The organism is Pseudomonas sp. S11P7 (assembly GCF_023195435.1).
GTDB lineage: Bacteria > Pseudomonadota > Gammaproteobacteria > Pseudomonadales > Pseudomonadaceae > Aquipseudomonas > Aquipseudomonas fluorescens_G.
The window spans coordinates 4,523,772-4,546,371 of record NZ_JALPKS020000002.1; the positions used below are offsets into that span (position 1 = coordinate 4,523,772).

Sequence of the window (22,600 nt, forward strand, 5' to 3'; positions counted from 1 at the left end):
CACTCAAGCCAATTTTCCGGGCACGGGGGCTATCGCTATTTTCGGTTTACGAAACACCAGCACGTTGCCCAGCATCACCAACACCAGACCGATCAACGCCGGTGCTGTCCATTGATAACCTTCGGCAAACGCCGAGACGTTCAACGCCACCACCGGAAACAGCACCGTGCAGTACGCCGCCCGCTCGGGGCCCATGCGCCCGACCAGTGTCAGGTAGGCGGTGAAGCCAATCACCGAACCCGGAATCACCAGATACAACAGCGCGCCGACGTACCGCGAGCTCCAATCCATGTCGAACGGGATGCCTTTGACCAGGCACCAGAGCGTCAGCATCGCCGCGCCATACGCCATGCCCCAGGCATTGGTGGTCAGCGGTCTGAGGCCGGCCTTCTGTTGCAGACTCGAGAGCATGTTGCCCGCCGAAAAACACAGGGTCCCACACAGCGCCAGACCTAGCCCTAGCAGGGTTTGCGGGCTGGCTTGATGCCCGGCCAGTTCCGGCCAGAACAGCAGGCCCAGGCCGAACAAACCGAGCCCGCCGCCCATCAGCACGTTGCGTGCGATGCGCTGGCCGAAGAACACCCGCGCGTTGAGCGCATTCCACAGTGTCGCCGTGGAAAACACCACCGCGACCAGTCCGCTGGGAATCCATTGGCTGGCGGTGAGAAAACACATGAAATTCACGCAAAACAGACACAACCCTTGCGCCACACAAATCAGATGCCCGCGACGATTCATCGGCTGCAGACGGCGGCTGAGCAGCAATAGCGCAAACAACACCAGCGCGGCGAGGCCGAAGCGGTAGACGATCGACACCGGTATCGCCACCACGCCCAACTGCCATTTCAGGGCAATCCAGGTGGTGCCCCAGATCACTACGGTCAACAAATACAACGACAAGTTCATGATGCACTCTCCTCGACAGAGCATCAGTGTCGGTCTGGCGCCGCTGTGCACGCTTGCAGATTCTTGCGCTTTTCTCGGTTGACTGGCTGGCAGCCCGGCGCCTACGGAGTAGCATGCAAGGCGTCGGAGAAAATCGCCCATGGCCGCCATCGATACCCTGCAAGTCTTTCAAGAGCTCAACAGCTCGCCAAACGCCCGCCTGGTGCACAGCGCCGAGCTCGGCGACGGCTTGTCCGCCGCGGTGTGGACCAATCACCACGACGCCCGCGAATATTCAGCGCCGGGCCACCACACTGTGTCCTGCTACATCGCCGGCGGCACCGGGACGTTTCGGCGCGGCCAACCGCAGCAAAAGGGTGCACCGGACAAGCTGTGCATCCTGCCGGCCGAGCATGAGTCGGGCTGGGTGGTCAACGGCGACATCCGCCTGGCGCACCTGTATTTCAGCGCCGAACAATTCGCCCTCGGCTGCGTGACCTTGCTCGACCGCGAGCCACGCGAGATGCAGTTGCGCGAGCACACCTTCCTCGAAGACCCGCAACAGGCACAGCGTTTTCGCCAATTGCTGGCGCTGAACTGGGACGAACCCGCCGAGCGCTTGCTGACCAGCAGCATCGCCCATGAATTGATCAGCCACACCTTGCTCAGCCAGGTCGGTGCGCGTCAGGGCTTGCGTTTGAAGGGTGGACTGGCGGCGCATCAACGCCGGCAACTGGTGGCGTACATCGACAGCCAAATGGCCGAGCCGATCAGCCTCGGACAACTGGCCGGATTGTGTGCGCTGTCGGAATACCATTTCGCGCGGATGTTCCGTGCGAGTTTCGGGTTGCCACCGCATCAATATGTGCTGGCGCGGCGCCTGGATCGGGCGCGGCAGATGTTGCGCGGGACCATGCTGCCGCTGGGTGAGATTGCGCTGGCGTGCGGGTTTGCCAGTGCGAGTCATTTTACTAATCGGTTCAAGCAGGTGTTGGGCGGGACGCCAGGGGAGTATCGGCAGGCGTTTTTGCGTTGAACCCGTTCCCCTCACCCCAGCCCTCTCCCGGAGGGAGAGGGGGCCGACCGAGGTGTCTCAGGTTCTCCGCCGACCTGACAGAACCAGTCGATTATGGATTCAGCACATAAATCTCAGGCCGAAGTTCCTTTCGAATAACACACGGTCAGTCCCCTCTCCCTCCGGGAGAGGGCTAGGGTGAGGGGCTTTTGATCTTGCCTTAAAACTCCAAAGTGCTCGACAACGAAACCTGCCGCGCATCCCCCATCGACACAAAGAACCGGCTCGCCGACGACGTGTAATACGTGCGGTCAAACAGGTTCTTCACGTTCAATTGAAACTTGACCTTCTGCCCTTCCACCCTCGTGTCGTAAGTCGCAAACGCATCGGCCACGGTGTAGCTCGGCAGATCGAAATCATTCACCGCATTCCCCGCGCGCTCACCGACGTAACGCGCTCCCGCCCCCACGCGTAACTGATCGCCGCCGAACACGCTGCCAAAATCATAAACCGCCGACAGCGAGCCGGAATTTTTCGCCACGTTTTGCAGGCGCTTGCCCTTGTAGTCCGGATCTTCGGTGACTTCGGCATCGGTGTAGGCGTAGCTGCCGATCATGCTCCAGCGCTCACTGAGCTGCCCGCTCAAATCCACCTCGAGGCCGCGCGAACGTACCTCACCGGCAGCACTGTAAAGCGTCGTCGGGCCTTCGGCGTTGGCCACCAGTACGTTGCGTTTCTTGATGTCGAACAACGCGACGTTGCCGGTGATACGCCCCGGTAGATCCAGCCGCGCCCCCAGTTCCCACGACTTGGCTTCTTCCGGCGCGATGCTGCCGTCGAGCACGGTGCTGCTGCCGCTCAGCGGGGCGATGGTCGAGTTGGGTTTGAACGACTCGGTGTAGCTGCCGTAGAACGACAAGGCGTCGGTGTAGCGATACACCAGGCCGGCACGCGGCACCCATTTCTGGCCGTTGCTGTCGGTGTTGGCCTTGAACGGCACACCTTTGCCGGCGTACTGGTCGTATTCCTGAAAACGCCCGCCGGCCACCAGAATCCACTGATCGGTGAGGTGAATCGAGTCCTGCAGGAACAGCGAATCGCTGCGCAGTTCATCGGTCTGTGCGCTGTCCGGTGCGCTGACTGTGGTGCCCATCACTTCGCGGCCATACACCGGGTTGACGTAGCTGAAGGTGGTCAGGCTCTTCTGCCGGATCAGGTCTTCACGGTAGATCTTGCGGTACTCGTCGTCCACGCCGAACACCAGATCATGCTGCATGCCCAGCACATTGACCTTGCCTTCAAGGCTGGCGGTGGTGAAGCGGTCAGTGCTGATCGCGTTCTGCGTGCCGTCCATGCTGCGCGTCAGCGTGCCTTTTTTCGTGTCGATCGCGGTCACCCGGACCTGGCTGGCGTCGTAGGTTTCGCGATTCCAGCTGTAGCCGAAATGGGCTTTCCAGTCGTCGTTGAGTTGGTGATCGGCTTCGAAATGATAAAGATCCGAGCGCCCTTCCATGTCATTGAACGGCTCGTCGAGGCGCTGCTTGCGCGAGATGTCCAGCGGATGATTGGTGCGCGGGTCGATCAGCGTACCGCGGTCGAACGGCGTGAGAAATTCGCGATGCTCGTAGGCGAACAGCAATTGGGTGTTTTCACCGAACCAGGCCAGCGACGGCGCGATCAGGGTTTCGCGGTGAGTGCCGAAATTGCGCCAGTAATCCTCGTCCTCGTGATCCACCACCATGCGATAGGCCAGCCCGGACTCACCCAGTGCGCCGGTACTGTCGAAGCTGCCGCCGCTGCCATTCTTGCCCTCGCCATAGGTCGAGCCGCGCACCGTCAGCGCGTTGTAGGGCGTCAGTTCCGGTTTCTTGCTGACCAGGTTGACGACGCCGCCCGGGTCTTGAATGCCATAGAGCAACGAGGCCGGGCCCTTGAGCACTTCGACGCGATCGACCGTGGCGTTCATCCCTCGGCCCTGCACGATCGGCATGCCGTCGCGCATGATCGAGCCGTTGCGGTTGTCGCCAAAGCCGCGGGTCATCACCGAGTCCTGAGTGCTGCCCAAAGTGTTGCCCTGGGTGATGCCGCTGACATTGGCCAGCGCATCGTCGAGATTGCGCGGCGCCTGATCGCGGATCACCTGGGCCGGGATGACGTTGACGGTCTGCGGCACCTCCTGCAACGACGCCGAGGAACGCATCACCGAACTGGTCTCTGGCGGTTGATAGCTGGTTGAGTCGTCGCGCGTCGAAGTGATGGTGGTGGCGCCGAGGCTCAGTGCGCCTTCGGTGGGTTTGGGCTCAAGCGCCAGCGTGTGACTGTCGGTGCGGCGGAAGTTCAGGCCGGAGCCGCTGAGCAAGCGCTGCAGTGCCTGTTCGGCGCTCATCTGGCCGTTGACCGCCGGCGCCGTCAGCCCGTATGGCGCTTCGTCGGTGTAGACCACGCTTTGCCCGGTGACGCGGCTGAAGTCGCTCAAGGCTTGCGGCAGCGGTTTGGCGGCCAGCGAAAAACTGAACTGCTTTTGCGCCTGGCTGCTGAGCGTTTCAGCGGCCAATGCGATGCTGACCGGCAACATCGCCAGTGCCGAAAAACTCAACGCCGACCTGCCCAACCACTGTTTGACCGAACCCGATTTTGCCCTGGACTTCATGACTCAATGACCTGTGTAGAACCGCAACGGATGCGAATGACTCGCAGTTTCAGTCACTACACGGATGGGGGCTGGGTTTACCTCACTCATAATCTGAAATTATTTTTGCGCTGACTGATCCGGCGCCATCGCGAGCAGGCTCACTCCTACATCTGGAATGCGTTTCCCCTGTAGGAGTGAGCCTGCTCGCGATGGCGTCAGGCGGCTCAACGCAAAATAATCAAATGCCCCAACACCCGATGCTGCTCAAACCCCAACACCCCCTGCAGCGAATTGAGCACCGCTTGCGGATCCTTGCTGGGGAAGCTGCCGCTGACCTTGCGCGCCGCCAGCTCATCATTGAGCAATACGATCCTGCCCGGGTAATAGCGGCGCAAATCCTCGACCACCTCGGCCAGCGTCGATTTGTAGTAAGTCAGCCAACCCTGACGCCAGGCCAGTTGCGCTTCGCTGTCGACCGCATGAAGTTTTTCCGCTGCACCTTCGCCGTAAGCCACCTGCTGGCCCGCGGTGAGAATCTGCTGTTCGCCATCGCGGCTCGCCGTTACGCCCACCCGCCCCGACAGCACCGTGACCTGCGCGCCCTGGGGCTGCAAGCGCACTTCGAATTGCGTGCCGAGCACCCGCGCCTCACCGTTTTCGGCCGCGACGACAAACGGCGCGCCGGTGTGGCTGACGCTGAAGAATCCGGCACCACGACGCAGCTGTACATGGCGCTCGCCGTGGCTGAAGTCGACGGCAATTGCGCTGTCGGCATCCAGTGTCACTTGCGATTGATCGGCCAGCGTCACCGTGCGGATCTCACCGGGTGCCGAGACAAAATCGGCGCCCAGATCATCGAGCCAGCGCTGCGCTTGCCATCCCGTGCCGAGGCTGACCATCAGCAGCAGACACGCCGCCATGGCAAACACCCCGGACCAGCGCAAAACCGGCGAACGTCGCGGACGGTCCATTGCTTCGAGATACCCCTGCAACGCCAACGCCTCTTCATCGGCCAGGGTTTGTGCCGGGCCTTCGCTCAGCTCCCACAGCACCTGCGCCTGGGCATACGCCTGGGCGTGGGCCGGGTCGGCGCGCAGCCATTGGCTGAAGGTCAGTTGATCGCCGGTGCTGGGCCGGTCATGCAGCAGGCTCAGCCAGGCCAGAGCGGCCTGCTCCTGGGCGGGCGTCGGAACGATGTTATCGGCGGGGTTCACGGTGCTTTCCCTGGCAGACGTGGCGCGGGGTCGCGCAGGCTGGCTTTGCAGGCCTCGAGGGCGCGCATCATATGTTTTTCCACGGCACTTTGGGACAGGCCCATGGCTCTGGCGATGTCTGCGTATTTGCGCCCGTGGATGCGGTTGAGCAGGAAAATCTGCCGGGTGCGCTCGGGCAAGGCGCGCAACGCCGCTTCGACATGGCGCAGGTCATTGCCGGCTTCGAGCGCAGCTTGCGGCTCGCTGCCGTGGCTGTGCGGCTCGTCCGGCTGCCAGCCTTCGTTGACGCGCGCGCGCGTGCCTTCGCTGCGCAGATGGTCGATGGCAATGTTGCCGGCGCAGCGCAACAGGTAGGTGCTGAGCTCTTCGACCTGCACCAGCGGCCGTCGCCAGAAACGCAAAAACAGATCCTGCACCAGATCCGCCGCCGTCGCGCGGCAACCGACACGACGGCTCACCAGCGCTTCCATTTGCGAGCGCTGCGACAGAAACACCTGAAGAAAATGCGCACGCGCGCCATGCGGCTCGTCGTCGCGCGACTCCGGTGGCAGGCCGATCAGCATGTCAGCCCTGCGCCCGTGTTTGCAGCCTGGTCAGGACCTGATGAAAGCCTGCTTTCATACCAGCCCCAAGCCTCGCACTACCCCGGAAACGGTCGCCAGAATCACGCTCGGCACCAGCAAGCCGACCCACGCCGACCATGCCGTACGACAGGCCATGCACCACAGCACGGCAACCAGATAAACCAGAAACGAAACGGCCATGTCCGTCACCAGCGCTTCGGCACGCCCCTGCGGCAACCATAGGGTCAGCGTCACGCTGGCCAGCGCGGCAACGAGATAGCCACCGAACACCGCCGCCAATATCCGTGAGGTGACGGCCAGGCGATAGGACATGGGCAGTGTGAGGAGTTTGTCTTTCATGTTTCGACCCTGAAACGAAAAACGTCCGGCAGACGAGCCGGATCAGGCCAGCGATATTAATGATAAATATTCTCATACGCAAAGGATTCTGATTGCCGGATGACGCAATCGACCCTACAATGCGAACCGTTCTTGTTCTCTAACGCACGTTCTCGACGCCTGTTTTGCGTCCGGAGTCATTCCGTTGTCGTCCGCCCACTCCGTCGAATCGCTTTATCAGGCTCATCACAGCTGGCTTACCGGCTGGTTGCGACGCAAGCTCGGCTGCCCGGACAGCGCGGCGGACCTGGCCCAGGACACCTTCATCAAAGTGCTGACTGCACGCGAGCCGCCGCTGATCATCGAGCCGCGCGCGTTCCTGACCACCCTCGCCAAACGCGTACTGTTCAACCATTACCGCCGCCAGGACTTGGAGCGCGCCTACCTCGAAACCCTGGCGCAGATGCCGGAGATCGTCGCGCCGTCGGAAGAACACAAAGCGATCATCCTGCAGACCCTGATGGAGCTGGACGAGTTGCTCGACGGCCTGCCGCGTGCCGTCAAACGCGCCTTTCTGCTGGCGCAGGTCGATGGCCTGACGTATCCACAAATCGCCGCAGAACTCGGCATCTCGGTGGCCACGGTCAAACGGCACCTGCACAAAGCGGCGCTGCGCTGCTATTTCGCGCTATGAACCGCGCACCGGATTTCTCCGCGCAAGTGGCCGAGCAGGCCGTGCACTGGCTGCTGGAAATGCAGCAAGGCGCCCTTACGCCGCGCCAGCAACAGGCCTGGCAGCAATGGCTGGACGCGCACAGCGAACATCGCCGCGCCTGGGAGCACATGCAGCGGGTCAATCAACGCTTGCGCGGGGTGGCGTCGCCGCTGGCCCATGCGGCGCTGAATGGGCCGAAGTCCGCCAGCCGTCGACAGGCGCTGAAACTGCTGCTGATTCTGGGCGCCGGTTCGGCCATGACCTGGGGCCTGCGCGAGCACACGCCGCTGCCGTCGTTGCTCGCCGATTACCGCACGCCGCTCGGGCAGCGGCGCAAGGTGTCGCTGGGTGGCGACGATCTGTTGCAGCTCAACACGGCGAGCGCCATAGACATCGATGGCGAGCAGCGCCTGATTCGCCTGCTCGAAGGCGAAATGCTCCTCAGCGCTGCCAACTCGTTCGCGATCCGCACCGCGCAAGGTGTTCTGAACACTCAAGGCGCGCGCCTCAATGTGCGGCAGTTTGCCGACCGCACGCAGATCGCCCTGTTTGCCGGGCGAGTCGAACTGACCGTCAACCAGCGCGCGCCCGTGCTGCTGCCGGTCGCGCGCCAGCTGAGCTTTACCGCCAGTTCCATCAGCGAAGCCAAACCGCTGGATGCCAACAGCGGCGCGTGGACTGACGGCATGCTGGTCGCCGCGCACATGCGTCTGGGCGACTTCCTCGATGAGCTGGGCCGCTACCGTCGCGGTCAGCTGCATTGCGACAATAATGTCGCCGACTTGCTGATCTCCGGGACGTATCCATTGGACGACAGCGAGCGGATCCTCGATCTGCTGCAAATCAGTCTGCCGGTCAAAGTCCGGCGTTTCACCCGCTACTGGGTGAGCGTCGAAGCGCGGGTTTAAAGCCCCTGAAAAATAAATGAGCCGTTTTTCAGATCTGGCGTGACAGAGAAGGAAAGCCCCCTTGATTCAACCTTCTCAGGATCATCCGCCATGCACCCTATCCGCCTCACGCCACTGGCTCGCACTTTGCGCAACGTCGTCCTTGGCGCCAGCCTGAGTTTCAGCGCCCTGGCCGCCGCGCTGGCCGCCGACGCCAAGGCTTATCACATTGCGCCGTCGTCGCTGGAAAACGCGCTCAATCAATTCGGCCGTGAAGCCGGGGTGCTGATTTCCTTTGGCTCGCAAGTCACCGGTGGCTTGCAAAGCCGTGGTCTGGAAGGCAATTACACCACGGAGCAAGGTCTCGATGCCTTGCTCGAAGGGACCGGCCTGCAAGCACGCGCCGAGGGCGACAATGCGTTCAGCCTGCAACCGCTGGCAGACGCGGCGCTGGAGCTGGACACCTCGAAAGTCGTCGGCGACTGGCTTGGCGATGCGGCGCAGATCAATGTGTTCGAACATCCCGGCGCCCGCGACGTGATCCGCCGCGAAGAATTCGAACGCCAGGGCGCCACGCAGGCGCGCGACGTGCTCAACCGCATCCCCGGCGTCAACGCCCCGGAAAACAACGGCACCGGCAGCCATGACATGGCGCTGAACTTCGGCATCCGTGGTTTGAATCCGCGTCTGGCCGCGCGCTCGACCGTGTTGATGGACGGCATCCCGGTGCCCTTCGCCCCTTACGGCCAGCCGCAGCTATCATTCGCGCCGATCAGCATGGGCAACATGGACGCGGTGGACGTGGTGCGTGGCGGTGGCGCGGTGCGTTACGGGCCGCAAAACGTCGGCGGTGTGGTCAACTTCGTGACCCGGGCGATTCCCGATGAGCCAACGGTGAAAGGCGGTTTCCAGACCGAAACCAGCCCTTCGTCGAGCCACGACGGCTTCAAGACCAGCGCCAACCTGCTGGCCGGTGGCAGCAACGCCAATGGCCTCGGCGGCGCGTTGCTCTACTCCGGCACTCGCGGCGGCGACTGGCGCGAACACAGCGATACTGAAATCGATGACCTGATTCTCAAAGGCAAATACCAGCTCGACGAGGCCAACAGCTTCAACGCCATGGCCCAGTATTACGAAGGCAAGGCCGACATGCCTGGTGGTTTGAACGTCGCCGACTACGACGCCGATCCGTACCAGTCGACACGGCCGAAAGACCAGTTCTGGGGCCGCCGCACGATGTTCAACTTCGGCTATCGCTATCAGGAAGATCGACGCGAATTCACCGCCAACACCTTCTTCACCAAGACCCTGCGCAGCGGTTATCTGGACCAGGGCACGTTCCTGTCGCTGTCGCCGCGCGAGTACTGGGTGCGCGGTCTGGAAACCCGTTTCGCCCAAGGCTTCGACCTCGGTCCGACCAGCCATGAAGTCGGCGTCGGCTACCGCTACATCAACGAAGCCGGCCACGAACTGCGCTATCGCACGCCGATCGCCAGCAACGAATACCCGACCACCAACAGCCGCAATGACCGCGATACCCGTGGCGGCACCGAGGCCAATGCGTTCTTCGTCGACGATCGGATCGATATCGGCAAGTGGACCATCACCCCCGGCGTGCGCTACGAAATGATCGAGTCGCAGCAGACCAACAACCTGACCAACGTCAAATACAAGGGCGACTACAACACCGCGCTGCCGGCGCTGAATGTGCTTTATCACCTCAACGACAGCTGGAACCTATACGCCAACACCGAAGGCTCGTTCGGCAGCGTGCAATACAGCCAGATGCCCAACCGCGTCACCAGCGGTGAAGTAAAACCGGAAAAGGCACGCACCTGGGAAGTCGGCACACGCTACGACAATGGCGCGTTGCGTGCGGAGATCGGCGCGTTCCTGATCAACTTCGACAACCAGTACGAAAGCAACCAGACCAACGATTCGGTGATCGCCCGCGGTGAAACCCGCCATCAAGGCATCGAGACCAGCATCAACTACGCGCTCGACGACCTGAATCCGGCGTTGGCCGGTTTCGATGTCTACGCCTCGTACGCCTATGTTGATGCGACCATCCGCGAAGACGGCCCGAACAAGGGCAACCGCGTGCCGTTCTCTTCGAAGCACAAAGGCACGCTGGGCGTCGGCTACACCGAAGGGCCATGGAAACTCAATCTGGACAGCACCTTCCAGAGCGACCAGTTCGCCGACAACGCCAATACCGCAAAGGAAAGCGCCGATGGCAGCACCGGCAAGATCCCCGGCTACATGCTGTTCAGCAGCCGCGCAGGGTATGACTTCGGGCCGCAGTTGTCCGATCTGAACGTGGCGGTGGGGGTGAAGAACATCTTCAACACGCAGTACTTCACGCGCTCGTTCGATGACAACAACAAGGGCAAATATGTGGGGAGCCGCGGACGGTTTATGTGCAGACTTCGGTGGCGTTCTGAGGCTGCATATTCAAAATCAAAAGCCCCTCACCCTAACCCTCTCCGGAGGGAGAGGGGACTGATTGTGGGATATTTCAGAAGTGTAGCGACCTGAGAGTACTAATCTGAATCCATGATCGACGCGGTGTGTCAGGCCGGCATACATCCCGCTGACAACGCGGTCGGCCCCCTCTCCCTCCGGGAGAGGGCTGGGGTGAGGGTTCTGGGCTACAGTGAGTTATCAAATCCACTTCACAAGGACCGTGAAGCATGCAGAATCGCCCTACCCTCGCCCAGTTCGCCCGCCAGCTACGCACCAAACAAACCGACTGCGAACACCTGCTCTGGCAAAAGCTTCGCGCCCGGCAAATCGCCAATCTGAAATTTCGTCGTCAGTATCCTTGCGCACCCTATGTTCTGGATTTTTACTGTGCCGAGCTGAAGTTGGCGATCGAGCTGGATGGTGGACAACACCATGAGTCGCCGGGAGTGATCCACGACCTACGCCGGACGCGTTATCTGAACCAAAAAGGCATTGAAGTCTTGCGCTTCAGTAATCTTGAGGTGATGCAGCAAATGGACGATGTGCTGGAGCAGATCATCAGAATCGCGGCGAATCGAAAAGCGCCCTCACCCTAGCCCTCTCCCGGAGGGAGAGGGAACCGATTGGGGGATACTCCAGAAATTCGTCGACCTGACAGTACTGAACGCAATCCATGATCGACGCGGTATGTCAGGTCGATATACATCCCGCTGACAACGCGGTCGGCCCCCTCTCCCTCCGGGAGAGGGCTGGGGTGAGGGCTGCGTTCTCACGCCGTACACCAAATCAGCCACAAACAAAAACGGGCCTGCATTCGCAGGCCCGTTCTCATTGGGGTGGCTTATGAAATCAGCGCATCAACTGTTGATCGCTGCCTGTTCGTTCTCGTCAAATTCTTCTGCCAGCAATTTGTCATTCGCTTTGCCGGTGAATGGCACTACAGCGGCGCGTGGTTTACCTCGCAGTTTGCCGAACAGGTGATCCAGTTTGTGCTCGAGTTTTTCGGCAGCACCGTCGATCGCCTGTTCCAGCGAATCGGCTTTATGGGTCACGGAAATCGGTTGGTGGCCTTTTGGCCGCGCTTCCAGTTGGCAGCGCAAGTCATGGGGACCTGGTTTCTCGCCGTTCTCGTCGCTCAGGTGGACTTCGACACGGGTCAGGTCTTCTTCATAACGGTCGAGCGTGCTCTCAATAGTTGTACGTACCCACTCCTCCAGTCGCTTACTGCTTTGAATATGGTTATCGCTGTTGACTTGGATTTGCATAGTTCATCCCTTATTTCAGCTAGCTCGCAAGGGGCCTGGAACAGGATTTCGTGACCCCTTGATTACAACAATCGGCCCGAGCGGCGAACATTTCAACCCCTGAAAAAAGATAAATATTGATTCGCAAAAAAAGCCGGACAACCGAGCGAAGCGCTGGTAAGGTCGGGAGTTGGGTCGCCCTGCGCCCCGGCAAAGTTTGCTCACAATTGCCCATCATTCAGCGGGTGCAAGCTGCGGAAAATCCCCGCCTCCTCAACAAGCCAGTCATGCACTGCACGTACGCCCGGATGGCTCAGCGCCCCCGGCGCATAGAGCAGCACGTAACGTTTGTGATTAGGCACCGACAGGCCGAACGGCACGATCAGCGCGCCGCGTTCCAGCTCGTCGTTGAGTAAAGTACGTCGGGCAATCGCTACGCCCATGCCGGCAATTGCCGCTTCGATGGTCAGGTGATTGCGATTGAAGGTATGACCCCGGCGCACATCCGCGCCCTCGAAGCCGATCGCGTTCAGATAAAACTCCCACTCGGCGTACTCGTAGCTGCCGCGCCACGCGGTGATGTCGTGCAGCAGCGGGAAATGCAGCAGATCCGCCGGCCCATGCAATGGCGGCCGGCCGCGCAACAGGCTCGGCGCGCATACGGGAAATATCTGCTCGTCGAGCAAGGCTGTGGATAACAATCCTGGGTAGCTGCCGTCGTTCAGATCGATCGCCAGATCAAACTCACCTTCGTGCAACGGCACGCTGCTGTCCTCGGCCACCAGGCGCAGCTGAATGTCCGGATAGCGCTGTTGCAGGCGAGGCAGACGCGGCGTCAGCCATTTACTGAGAAACGATGGAATCGAGCGCACACGCAGCGTGCCGCTGATCATCCCGGCATCCAGCCGTCGCAATTCCGCGTCGATGCTGCCATAAGCCTCGTTGACGGTAATCGCCAGGCGCTGCCCCTCCGCACTCAGTTCCACGCCGCGCGCGCCGGTGAAACAGACGAAATCCCAGGCGCTCTTCAAGTTGCCGAATCTGCTGGCTGACCGCACCGGGGGTGATGTGCAGTTCTTCGGCGCACCGGGTGAACGACAGGTGCCGAGCGGCACAGGAAAACACCTGCAGCCAGACGTAAGTCTGGGCATGCAATTGACGACTCATCGTTTAGTCCTGCTAAAGGCTATCTTAGGAAGTTTCGTTGGTCACCTAGGACCGAGGCGGGCAGTATCGCCGACATTGCGCTTGTCCGACAAAAAATGGCAGCGATTCCTCCTCCATTGCTTGTAAGGGTTTAGCATGGCTATCAGTGTTTTCGATCTTTTCAAAGTGGGCATCGGCCCGTCCAGTTCCCACACCGTGGGTCCGATGCGTGCGGCGGCGACATTTGCCCAAGCCCTGATCGATCAACATTTGCTCGACGACGTACGGCGTGTCGAAATCCGTTTATACGGTTCGCTCTCGGCCACTGGCGTCGGTCACGCCACCGATCGCGCCACGGTCATGGGCCTGATGGGCGAATGGCCGGACAGCATCGATCCGTCGACCATCGACGCCCGCATTCAACAACTGCGCGAAACTGGCCAACTGCGCCTCGGCGGCCAGCAAACCATTGCTTTCGACTGGCAGGGCGATCTGCTTTTGCTGGATGAGAGCCTGCCTTATCACCCCAACGCGATGTCGCTCACAGCCTTTGGCGCGACCGGCGAGTTGTTCGAGCAAACCTACTATTCGGTCGGCGGCGGTTTCATCATCGAAGCCGCTGAAGCCGAGTCCGGTGTGGCGCCAAGCGGCGACGTTGAATTGCCGTACGATTTTTCCAGTGCTGCGCAATTGCTGTCGCTGTGCAAGCAGCACAACCTGCGCGTGTCCGAGTTGATGATGGCCAACGAGCGCGCCTGGCGCAGCGATGCCGAGATCCGTCAGGGCCTGCTGCACATCTGGGCGGTGATGCGTGAGTGCGTGGAAAAAGGCTTGAGCCACGAAGGCATCCTGCCGGGCGGTCTCAATGTGCCGCGCCGCGCGGCGAAACTGCATCGCAGCCTGCTGGAGATCGGCAAGCCGAATGTGATCAGTTCAACGCTGTCGGCCATGGAGTGGGTCAACCTGTTCGCCCTCGCTGTCAACGAAGAGAACGCCGCCGGCGGGCGCATGGTCACTGCGCCGACCAATGGCGCGGCCGGGATCATTCCGGCGGTGCTGCATTACTACATGAAATTCAACCCGGACGCGTCTGACGATGATGTCGTCGCGTTCTTTCTCGGCGCCGCCGCCGTCGGCATTCTGTGCAAGAAAAACGCCTCGATCTCCGGCGCCGAAGTCGGCTGTCAAGGTGAAGTGGGTTCAGCCTGCGCGATGGCTGCAGCGGGCCTGGCGGAAATCCTCGGCGCAACGCCAGAGCAACTGGAAAACGCCGCGGAAATCGGCCTCGAACACAACCTCGGCCTGACCTGCGACCCGGTTGGCGGACTGGTGCAGGTGCCGTGCATCGAGCGCAATGCGATTGCCGCGGTCAAGGCGATCAACGCCACGCAAATGGCCTTGCGCGGCGATGGCAATCATTTCATTTCCCTCGACCGGGTGATCCGCACCATGCGCGATACCGGCGCCGACATGCACGACAAATACAAGGAAACCTCGCGCGGCGGCCTCGCCGTGAACTGGGTGGAATGTTGATGAAACGACCTGCACCGTCAGCGACCACCAACGCCTTTCTGCCCTGAAAACGCGCGATAAACACAGGCGAGCCCGAGCGCTCGCCTGTGTTGTGTCCGTGTTTATTGTTCGACAATTATTCCGGCATGGCCCTTGCTATACCCCCTGTGAGGCAAACGGACTTTGCGAACCTCAGCGAACGATATGCCAATGGTCCGGTATGGCGAACCAACCCGATCATGGCCGGTCAACAACTGCACGTTCAATCAGGCGGTGACGCATCATGGACAACCCATTTCAGATCATTACCGATGCTTTCGCGCCGGACTATCAGATCAACCTGAGCATTCAAGGGCTGGACGGCAGCATCATGCTGACCCTGTCCAACGGCGGCCGGATTGTCGCCAAACGCATGATCAGCGCCGAACAGCGCAATGATCCTGCGCGTTTGAAACGTCTGGTGCAAAGCATCCAGTTCGGTATCGCCATCGAGCAGGGCCACAGCGCCATGTCGATTCTCGAAGCCATGACCAACGGCGCAGGGCTCACCCCGCCGCCGCCAGTCAAGAGCCCGCCGAGCCAGACGGCGGGGCTTTAAAGCTCACCCTTTTCGACTTCCGGATGTTCGCTTGAGCCCGTGCCGATCTTGCGCTGCGGGTTCTCGATCTTCACTGACGGAAATTGCGACGAGGCGTAACGCACCACGAGGATCGCAAACGCCAGCAACAGAATGCCGCCGCACAGGTAAATGATGCCCATGTCCGGCGGATTGTGGTGCGAGACGTTGGAGATCAGCAGACGCGTCAGTGCGGTGATCGCCACATAGATCAGGAAGCGCACCGGCATGTGGTTGGTCTTGAAATAAATCCCGACCATCGCTCCCAGTTCCAGATAGATGAACAGCAGCAGAATGTCATCGATCTTGATGTGCCCGACTTCGAGCATGCCAAGAAACTCCATCACCGCTGCCCACGCCGTCACCGCACCGATGGCGAACAGCGCCAGGTAGTGGAAGGTTTCGACGAACAGGTTGCCCAGGGACTCGGCCAGTTGATGCACGTTCTGCCGCAGTTTCTCGGCCCAGTTGATTTTCACGATGATGTTCCTTAGCCCGATTCGAGCGGATGATGCGTGTTGGACGTTACGGTTTGCGGCATGCGCACGTTTTCATGCAGAAACGAGGCCACGCCATCATGGCGAACCGCCGCCAACCCCGCCCCGTGGCGTTTCGTCGCACGGTCGCTGCCTGTGTGGGAGCGAGGCTGCTCGCATATGCAGCCGATACCTGACTCACTGACAAAGCGAAAATCCGGTCTACATTGAAAAGCCACTACCCATGGCGCAGGGATTCGCTTATCCTTTTAGCTGTATATGGATACAGTGGTCGACAAGACAACTTAACGTGAAGGCATGTGAGGTGGTGAATGGCCGTCGAAGTGGTATACCGCAGCAGCCGAGATCTGGAGCGCTTGTTCATGGATAAAGCCGAAGCTGACCGTCATGACAAAATGCTCGAACTGGCCGAATATCTGGCCGATGTTCTGCAAAAAGCCGTTCCGTCTCTGAGTGAACAGCAAGTGGAAGAAGCCGGGATCTACATGGCGAAGAATCGCGATGTGTTCGCCCGGGCATTCAAGAGCCAGCCAGACGCGCTGGCTGAACTGATCAACGCACCGGCCGAAACGGTCGAGGCCAGCGAGCCTGCCGAGGACGTACAAGCGTCTGAAGCGCCGGTAAAACCGGCCAAAGCAGCGAAGGCTGCGAAGTGATAAACGCCTGAATTGAACAGGCCCCGAGTCGCAGGACTCGGGGCCTTTTAATGCCTGTGAAACTCAGCGATACAAAACTTTCTCTGCCAGTTCATCGGCCACTCGCGCCGGCGAGCGTTTTTCCGCCTGAGCGTGGGCAAAAACCTCGGTCAAGCGTGAGCTGATTTTCGACAGATGTGCGGTGATGGTCGGCAATTCTTCGCCGCGATGCTTCAGCGAAACGTAGATCAGGCCGCCGGCGTTGATCACGTAATCCGGCGCATAAAGAATGCCGCGCCGTTCCAGTTGATCGGCCATGTCCAGGTGCGTCAGCTGATTGTTCGCCGAGCCGGCCACCGCCGCGCAGCGCAACTGGCTGACCGTGTGGCTGTTCAATACGCCGCCCAGACCGCACGGCGCGAGGATGTCGCACGGTGTGCTGAGCAAGGCGTCGTTGGCAATCGGATGGGCGTTGAGTTGTTCCATCGCCAGTTGCACCTTGCCGTGGTCGATATCGCTGACCAGCAGTTCGGCACCCACCGCGTGCAGTTGCTCGGCCAAGGCAAAACCGACATTGCCCAGCCCCTGAATGGCAATGCGCAAGCCTTCGAGGTTGTCGCTGCCCAGGCGCGCCATGGCCGTGGCTCGAATGCCAGCGAATACGCCCATCGCCGCGTGCGGCGCCGGGTCGCCGGCAGACGTGGTGCTGGTGACATGGCGGGTCTGCTGGGCGATGCAATCCATATCCGCCACCGAAGTGCCGCTGTCGATGGCAGTGATGTAGCGGCCGTCGAGCTGATCGATGCAACGGCCAAACGCTTCGAACAGCGCGGCGCGATTTTCGACATGGGCCGGCCGCACGATCACCGCCACCCCACCGCCCTGCCCAAGCCCGGCCAGCGCGGCTTTGTAACTCATGCCTTGAGCGAGACGAATGGCATCCTCGATGGCTGATTCGTCATCGGGATAGGCAAGGTAACGACACCCGCCCAGGGCAGGCCCGAGGCGACTGTTATGAATGGCAATGACCGCCTTCAACCCGGAAACCGGGTCGACGCTAAGGTGCAGCGATTCCAGGCGAGTGCTTTGCATGAGAGCGAACATCGACAGGCTCCCGAATCACTTCTTGTAGAACGCCAGTATAGGCTTGCCCATGAAAATTGCTGGAGCGCACCGGAATAAGCGCCCGCGCCGACAAGCGCTTTGCGGCATAACCCGGTATCTGCCATACAGGCCACTGGACGAATGCCGCAGACGAGGCTAAAAACGAGGCAATGCCTGGAGATTTCGATGAACCCGCGTCAGCGCTTTTTTGACTGCCTGCACCGCTCACCGCCCGCACTGTTGGAAGCGGCGTTGTGGATCGCGGCCGAGCACGAAAAAGCCGTGGATCCCGGAGCGTTGTTGCAGGAATTCAACGATCTGCAGCAACGGGTCAGCTATGGCTTGCCGATGTTGCCGGTCAGCGAACTGGCGCAACCGCTGTTGCGGCGGATGAATGATCTGGGCTTTGCCAAGGACGATTTTCTGCCGCTGCGCCCGCAGGCGGCGTTGCTGCCTGAAGTCTTGCACAACCGTCGCGGGCAACCGTTGGCGCTGGCGCTGATTGCGCTGGAGTTGGCGCGGGGTCTGGAGATTCCTTTGGTGGGGGTCAACTTCCCCGGACACTTCCTGCTGCGCGTGCCGGGCGCCGATCATTTGCTTGATCCGTGCGGGGGCGACGTCTGTATCCCAACGATTGCCGTGAGTTGCTGCAGCGCCAATACGGGCCGAACATGAAGCTCAGTGCCGAGCATTTGCTGACCGCCAGCCCGCAGCAAATGTTGCAGCGCCTGTCGCGCAATCTGCGTCAGTTGCACTTGAGCCACGATGACTTTATTGCTGCGCTGGTTGACGCCGAACGGGTGCTGGAGCTGGGCAATGCTTCGGCCGCCGATTATCTGGCTCGCGCCAGTTTGTATCAGCGGCTCGATTGTCCGAATGCCGAGCGCTTTGATCTGGAGCATGCTCTGTTGCTTAGCGATGATCCGATCCAGCGCCTGCGCCTGACTGAACGTCTCGGGCATTTGCCGCCCAACTCTGTGGTTCACTGAACCGTCGTTTTTGTAGGAGTGAGCCTGCTCGCGATGGCTTGCTTTCAGGCGCTGAGTTTTGGGTACATATCCGTTGCTGCGGGTGCTGCGGCTGGCGGTTTCGCCCTTACGGCGAGTCCCTTTTTCAAACGCCAAAAAGGAACCAAAGGCTTTGCTCCTGCGTTCGGCCCTCGCAGGCTCGGGTTCCTTCGCTCCGGGATCGATCCGGGCGCAGCGGCTACGGTTTGCTCCGCTGCACCTACTTCCGCTGTGTACGACTTCGTCGTACGGTCGCTGCGCTCCCACGCCCGGATCGTTCCCTCCACTCAGCCTTCCGATGTCGCTGGTTAGGCAAGATCAAGATCAAGAGCACTCGAGCTAACGCTCATTGTTGAGTGGTTAGAAGCGGGTGGTTGGCTTTGGATTTGTGGTGTGGCTGCCCCTCACCCCAGCCCTCTCCCGAGGGAGAGGGAGCCGATTTGGGTTGGCTTCGAAGTTTCGTACGACCCGGTATTTCGAGTCGGCGTAGCTCTCGCATCCACCGCGATCAGTCCCCTCTCCCTCCGGGAGAGGGCTAGGTGAGGGGCTTTGATTCAAAGCAAGATCAAAAGCACGCGAGCTGCCACTCGGCCTTTCGTCAGGCGCGATTTTATGTGAGAGCTAGCGATGCAGGCGACTCCATCTATCCGTCAAACCGCATTATCGCTCTTCACCAGCAGGCTGGATCCTGCAGGACTTTGCTTGGTTTCGAAAGGCGCGCGAACCTGGATGATCAATAGCGCTGCAATGACCGCTGGAATCGCGCAGAAAAAGAAAATCTGCTGCACCGGTATGTGCATCGCCAGCAGCAGGCTGCCGAACAACGGCCCGAGGATCGAACCAAAACGCCCCACGCCCAAGGCCCAGCCGGTGCCGGTGGCGCGCACGTGCGCGGGGTAGAAGTTGCTGGCAAAGGCATTCAGCGTCAGTTGCCCGCCGATGATGCAGAACCCGGCCGCGAACACGCAGGCCACCAGATAGCGCGGGTTATCGTGATTGAGTCCGAGCAGAATCGTGCACAGCGCTGCGCCGGCGAGCACGCCGGACAACAGACGCACCTTGTGCTTCAAGCGGTCAGCGAACCAGGCCATGCAGATCGCGCCAAGCGTGCCGGCGAACAGGAACATCGAGGTCACCAGATTGGCTTCGTTGAGTTTCAGGCCGCTTTCCAGCAGCAGCGAAGGCAGCCAGCTGATCATGAAATACAACAGAATCAGGCTGACGAAAAACGTTGCCCAGATCAGCACGGTCGGCCGCGCGTAGCCATTGCGAAACAATTCGACGACGGTCAGTTTGCTGCCCTGTTCGCGCTCGTTCTGCTCGACGCTGGCCACGGGCGGTTGCCAGTCCGGCAGCATCCGCGCGCTGACTTTTCGCAAACGCGCATAAGGGGGCGCGTCACGCAGCAGTCGCGGCAGTGACTCCGGCAGCATCCACCACAGGAACGGAAACAGCAGCAACGGCGTAACGCCGCCGGCGAGGAACACCGCTTGCCAGCCGAACCGGTCGATGAACCCGGCGGCGACAAATCCACCGGCCGCCCCGCCGAAGGAAAAACCACAGGCCGCCAGCGTCACCATCAGGGTGCGCAAGCGTGGTGGTGAATATTCCGACATCAGCGCCATGGCACTGGGCATCGCCCCACCCATGCCGATGCCGCAAATAAAACGCGCGATCATCAAACCATTCAACGAGTCGGCGAACACCATCAGCACCGTCAAGGTCGCGTAGATCAGTACGCAGGCAAGCAGAATGCGCCGCACGCCGAAGCGGTCAGCCAGCGGCGTCACCACCAGAGAGCCAAGCGTCAGGCCCAGCAGGTTGGCGCTGAAAACAGGCCCGAACGCCGACTTCTCCAGCCCCCAATCCTGCGCCAATGCCGGCACCACATAACCGAGCACCTGGGCGTCATAGCCATCGGTGACCAGCAGCAGCGCCAGCAGGATCAAGAGCAACCATTGGTATCGGGACACAGGGCGGGCGTCGAGTGCCGCGCGAAAGCTGGCAATCTGGTTGTGCATCGCAAGGTACCTGTCTTGTTTTTATGATTTTTTGACGGTTCAGCACTGGTACGTGTGGGAGCGAGCCTGCTCGCGAATGCGGTGTGTCAGCCAACACGTCTGTGTTTGATACTCCGCCTTCGCGAGCAGGCTCGCTCCCACAAGGACACCCTACGGGGTGTCGGGCTGGTTGGCCGGATGCGCCTTGATGAACGCCGGATGTTCCGCCGCCAGTGCCGCAACACGACGGATTTTCGGATAAGCCTCCAGGCTCACATTGAAGCGCTCAGCCGCATACAACTGCGGGATCAGATACACATCCGCCACACACGGCCACTCACCGAAACAGAAGCCACTCTCGCCAATCAACTGCTCCACCGTCGCCAGGCCCTGGCTGATCCAGTGGCTGATCCACTCGACCACCTGCGGCTCGTCCTGCCCCGCCTGGCGCAGGCGATTGAGCACGCTGACGTTGTGCAGCGGATGCACATCGCAGCCGATCACCGCCGCCACGCCACGCACTTGCGCCCGGGCGACAAGATCATCCGGCAACAACGGCACTTGTGGATAACGTTCCTCGAGATATTCGATGATCGCCGGCGACTGGATCAGCAAAGCGCCGTCATCGGTGCGCAAGGTCGGCACCCGGCCCTGCGGATTGAGCGCCAGATACGCCGCTTGGCGATGCTCGCCACCTGCTGGCGCGATCAGGTTGACCGGCAGCGCCTGATACTCAAGCCCCTTGAGCGCCAGTGCGATGCGCACCCGATACGACGAGGTCGAACGGTAATAGGTATAGAGATCCATAGCCGCTCCCCTCAGCGCGCCGCCAGCACTTTGCCGCGGCATTCGCCAAAGCCGATCGAGGCAAAACCGTCGCGGGCGCAGCGTGCGCGCAGGATGATTTCGTCACCGTCTTCGAGGAATTTACGCACCTCGCCAGACGCCAGCTCGATCGGCTTTTTACCGCCCTCGGTAATTTCCAGCAGGCTGCCGAACTGACCGCTTTGCGGGCCGGACAAGGTGCCCGAGCCGAACAGATCGCCGGCCTGCAACTGGCAACCATTGACGCTGTGGTGCGCGACCATCTGCGCAACGGTCCAGTACATGTAGCGCGTATTGCTGAGGGTCAGGCGATGGGCCGGCAGGTTCTGCTCGCGCATGGCTTCGGTGAGCAGCAGCACTTCCAGTTCGATGTCGAAGGCGCCGCCGTCCTGATCGCGTTTGTCGAACAGATACGGCAGCGGTTGCGGATCGCCTTGCGGACGCGCTGGCTGCGCGGTGCGGAACGGCTCCAGCGCTTCGGCCGTCACCACCCAGGGCGACACGCTGGTGATGAAACTCTTCGACAGGAACGGCCCCAGCGGCTGGTATTCCCAAGCCTGGATATCGCGCGCCGACCAGTCGTTGAGCAGGCAGAAACCGGCAATATGCTGCGCGGCATCGCCGATGGCGATCGAGTCGCCCATCTCGTTGCCCGGGCCGATCCAGATGCCCAGTTCCAGTTCGTAGTCCAGACGCGCGCAAGGGCCGAACACCGGTTCAGTCTGACCAGCCGGCAGGGTCTGGCCCTTCGGCCGGCGCACGTCAGTGCCGGACACCCGCACGGTCGAGGCGCGACCGTGATAACCGATCGGTACGTGCTTGTAGTTCGGCAGCAACGGGTTGTCGGGACGGAACAGTTTGCCGACGTTCTGTGCGTGCTCGATGCCGACGTAGAAGTCGGTGTAGTCGCTGATGCGTGCCGGCAGGTGCAACTGGCAATCGGCAGCCAGTGGCAATAGTTTTACGCCCTGAGCTTCGATGCTGCCGCGTTCGGTACTGCCTTCGCTGAACAGTTCCAGCAAACGCGTGCGCAAGGCAATCCGCGCCTCACTGCCGAGTTCGAAGAACGCATTCAACTGGCCGCCGTGCATGGCTTCGACAGCGCTGCGCGCCGCACCGTCGAACAGCCCGGCTTCCAGCGCCACTTGCAGATCGAAGATATGCTCGCCAATCGCAACGCCTGCGCGTGGCGCCGAAGCGTTGTTACTGAACACGCCGAGGGGCAGGTTCTGCAACGGGAAATCAGCGTGACCGTTGGCCGAGGCGACCCAACTGCGGGTGATGGAATTCTGCGTCAT

Annotated in this window: 17 protein-coding genes and 4 pseudogenes; 9 read left to right on the forward strand and 12 right to left on the reverse strand. The window is 61.0% G+C overall.

Annotated features, from left to right (window positions below; translation table 11 throughout):
- Positions 1-3: 3 nt before the first annotated feature.
- Positions 4-906, reverse strand: a complete 903-nt coding sequence (locus M0746_RS20920) for a DMT family transporter (protein ID WP_258450464.1) — start codon at positions 904-906, stop codon at positions 4-6.
- A gap of 139 nt (positions 907-1,045) precedes the next feature.
- On the opposite strand from M0746_RS20920, the gene M0746_RS20925 reads away from it, so the two are divergent.
- Positions 1,046-1,921, forward strand: coding sequence for an AraC family transcriptional regulator (locus tag M0746_RS20925; RefSeq protein WP_258450465.1), 876 nt, complete (start codon positions 1,046-1,048; stop codon positions 1,919-1,921).
- Between the two features lie 199 nt (positions 1,922-2,120).
- On the opposite strand, the gene M0746_RS20930 is transcribed toward M0746_RS20925, so the two are convergent.
- From M0746_RS20930 to M0746_RS20945, 4 genes are all read right to left on the reverse strand, one after another.
- The gene (locus tag M0746_RS20930) at positions 2,121-4,550 is read right to left on the reverse strand and encodes a TonB-dependent siderophore receptor (RefSeq protein WP_258450466.1); all 2,430 of its coding nucleotides are present in this window, start codon (positions 4,548-4,550) and stop codon (positions 2,121-2,123) included.
- Positions 4,551-4,756: 206 nt separating this feature from the next.
- A complete protein-coding gene (locus M0746_RS20935; RefSeq protein WP_258450467.1) occupies positions 4,757-5,746 on the reverse strand; it encodes a FecR family protein in 990 nt (329 codons plus the stop codon).
- Positions 5,743-6,309, reverse strand: a complete 567-nt coding sequence (locus M0746_RS20940; RefSeq protein WP_208938677.1) for an RNA polymerase sigma factor — start codon at positions 6,307-6,309, stop codon at positions 5,743-5,745. The genes M0746_RS20935 and M0746_RS20940 overlap by 4 nt, the downstream gene beginning before the upstream one ends.
- Positions 6,310-6,363: 54 nt before the next feature.
- Entirely contained in the window at positions 6,364-6,669 is a 306-nt protein-coding gene (locus tag M0746_RS20945; RefSeq protein WP_258450468.1) for a DUF3649 domain-containing protein, read from the reverse strand.
- Between the two features lie 184 nt (positions 6,670-6,853).
- On the opposite strand from M0746_RS20945, the gene M0746_RS20950 reads away from it, so the two are divergent.
- The 4 genes and pseudogenes from M0746_RS20950 to M0746_RS20965 all read left to right on the forward strand — a co-directional run bounded on the left by M0746_RS20950 (position 6,854) and on the right by M0746_RS20965 (position 11,312).
- Positions 6,854-7,342 (forward strand): sigma-70 family RNA polymerase sigma factor, encoded by a 489-nt coding sequence (locus M0746_RS20950; protein WP_208938679.1) that lies wholly within the window; start codon positions 6,854-6,856, stop codon positions 7,340-7,342.
- Positions 7,339-8,271 (forward strand): DUF4880 domain-containing protein, encoded by a 933-nt coding sequence (locus tag M0746_RS20955; RefSeq protein ID WP_258450469.1) that lies wholly within the window; start codon positions 7,339-7,341, stop codon positions 8,269-8,271. Before M0746_RS20950 ends, M0746_RS20955 begins: the two co-directional genes overlap by 4 nt.
- A 90-nt stretch (positions 8,272-8,361) precedes the next feature.
- Positions 8,362-10,694: pseudogene (gene fecA, locus M0746_RS20960) on the forward strand (TonB-dependent Fe(3+) dicitrate receptor FecA).
- Positions 10,695-10,943: 249 nt separating this feature from the next.
- A complete protein-coding gene (locus M0746_RS20965; RefSeq protein WP_258450470.1) occupies positions 10,944-11,312 on the forward strand; it encodes an endonuclease domain-containing protein in 369 nt (122 codons plus the stop codon).
- Positions 11,313-11,573: 261 nt separating this feature from the next.
- On the opposite strand, the gene M0746_RS20970 is transcribed toward M0746_RS20965, so the two are convergent.
- Together M0746_RS20970 and M0746_RS20975 are read right to left on the reverse strand one after the other, a co-directional pair.
- Positions 11,574-11,981 carry an HPF/RaiA family ribosome-associated protein gene (locus M0746_RS20970; RefSeq protein ID WP_016771629.1) on the reverse strand — a complete coding sequence of 136 codons (408 nt, stop codon included), beginning with the start codon at positions 11,979-11,981 and terminating at the stop codon, positions 11,574-11,576.
- 200 nt (positions 11,982-12,181) lie between these two features.
- Positions 12,182-13,127, reverse strand: a pseudogene (locus tag M0746_RS20975) (LysR substrate-binding domain-containing protein).
- A gap of 135 nt (positions 13,128-13,262) precedes the next feature.
- Between M0746_RS20975 and M0746_RS20980 the strand changes: the two are divergent.
- Both M0746_RS20980 and M0746_RS20985 read left to right on the forward strand, forming a co-directional pair.
- Positions 13,263-14,639 carry an L-serine ammonia-lyase gene (locus M0746_RS20980; RefSeq protein WP_208938683.1) on the forward strand — a complete coding sequence of 459 codons (1,377 nt, stop codon included), beginning with the start codon at positions 13,263-13,265 and terminating at the stop codon, positions 14,637-14,639.
- A gap of 262 nt (positions 14,640-14,901) precedes the next feature.
- Entirely contained in the window at positions 14,902-15,216 is a 315-nt protein-coding gene (locus tag M0746_RS20985; RefSeq protein WP_208938684.1) for a DUF3509 domain-containing protein, read from the forward strand.
- Here the strand turns inward: M0746_RS20985 and M0746_RS20990 are convergent.
- A complete protein-coding gene (locus M0746_RS20990; RefSeq protein WP_090281834.1) occupies positions 15,213-15,713 on the reverse strand; it encodes a phosphate-starvation-inducible protein PsiE in 501 nt (166 codons plus the stop codon). The genes M0746_RS20985 and M0746_RS20990 overlap by 4 nt on opposite strands.
- Before the next feature lie 329 nt (positions 15,714-16,042).
- On the opposite strand from M0746_RS20990, the pseudogene M0746_RS20995 reads away from it, so the two are divergent.
- Positions 16,043-16,297, forward strand: a pseudogene (locus M0746_RS20995) (YebG family protein); the annotation flags it as partial.
- Between the two features lie 153 nt (positions 16,298-16,450).
- On the opposite strand, the gene M0746_RS21000 reads toward M0746_RS20995, so the two are convergent.
- Positions 16,451-17,470, reverse strand: a complete 1,020-nt coding sequence (locus M0746_RS21000; RefSeq protein WP_258450471.1) for a Glu/Leu/Phe/Val dehydrogenase family protein — start codon at positions 17,468-17,470, stop codon at positions 16,451-16,453.
- Positions 17,471-17,656: 186 nt separating this feature from the next.
- Between M0746_RS21000 and M0746_RS21005 the strand changes: the two are divergent.
- Positions 17,657-18,459: pseudogene (locus tag M0746_RS21005) on the forward strand (SirB1 family protein).
- 668 nt (positions 18,460-19,127) lie between these two features.
- On the opposite strand, the gene M0746_RS21010 reads toward M0746_RS21005, so the two are convergent.
- The 3 genes from M0746_RS21010 to fahA form a co-directional block, all read right to left on the reverse strand.
- Positions 19,128-20,498, reverse strand: a complete 1,371-nt coding sequence (locus M0746_RS21010) for an MFS transporter (RefSeq protein WP_258450472.1) — start codon at positions 20,496-20,498, stop codon at positions 19,128-19,130.
- A 150-nt stretch (positions 20,499-20,648) separates the two neighbouring features.
- A complete protein-coding gene (maiA, locus tag M0746_RS21015) occupies positions 20,649-21,284 on the reverse strand; it encodes a maleylacetoacetate isomerase (protein ID WP_258450473.1) in 636 nt (211 codons plus the stop codon).
- 11 nt (positions 21,285-21,295) lie between these two features.
- Positions 21,296-22,600 carry a fumarylacetoacetase gene (gene fahA, locus M0746_RS21020; RefSeq protein ID WP_258450474.1) on the reverse strand — a complete coding sequence of 435 codons (1,305 nt, stop codon included), beginning with the start codon at positions 22,598-22,600 and terminating at the stop codon, positions 21,296-21,298.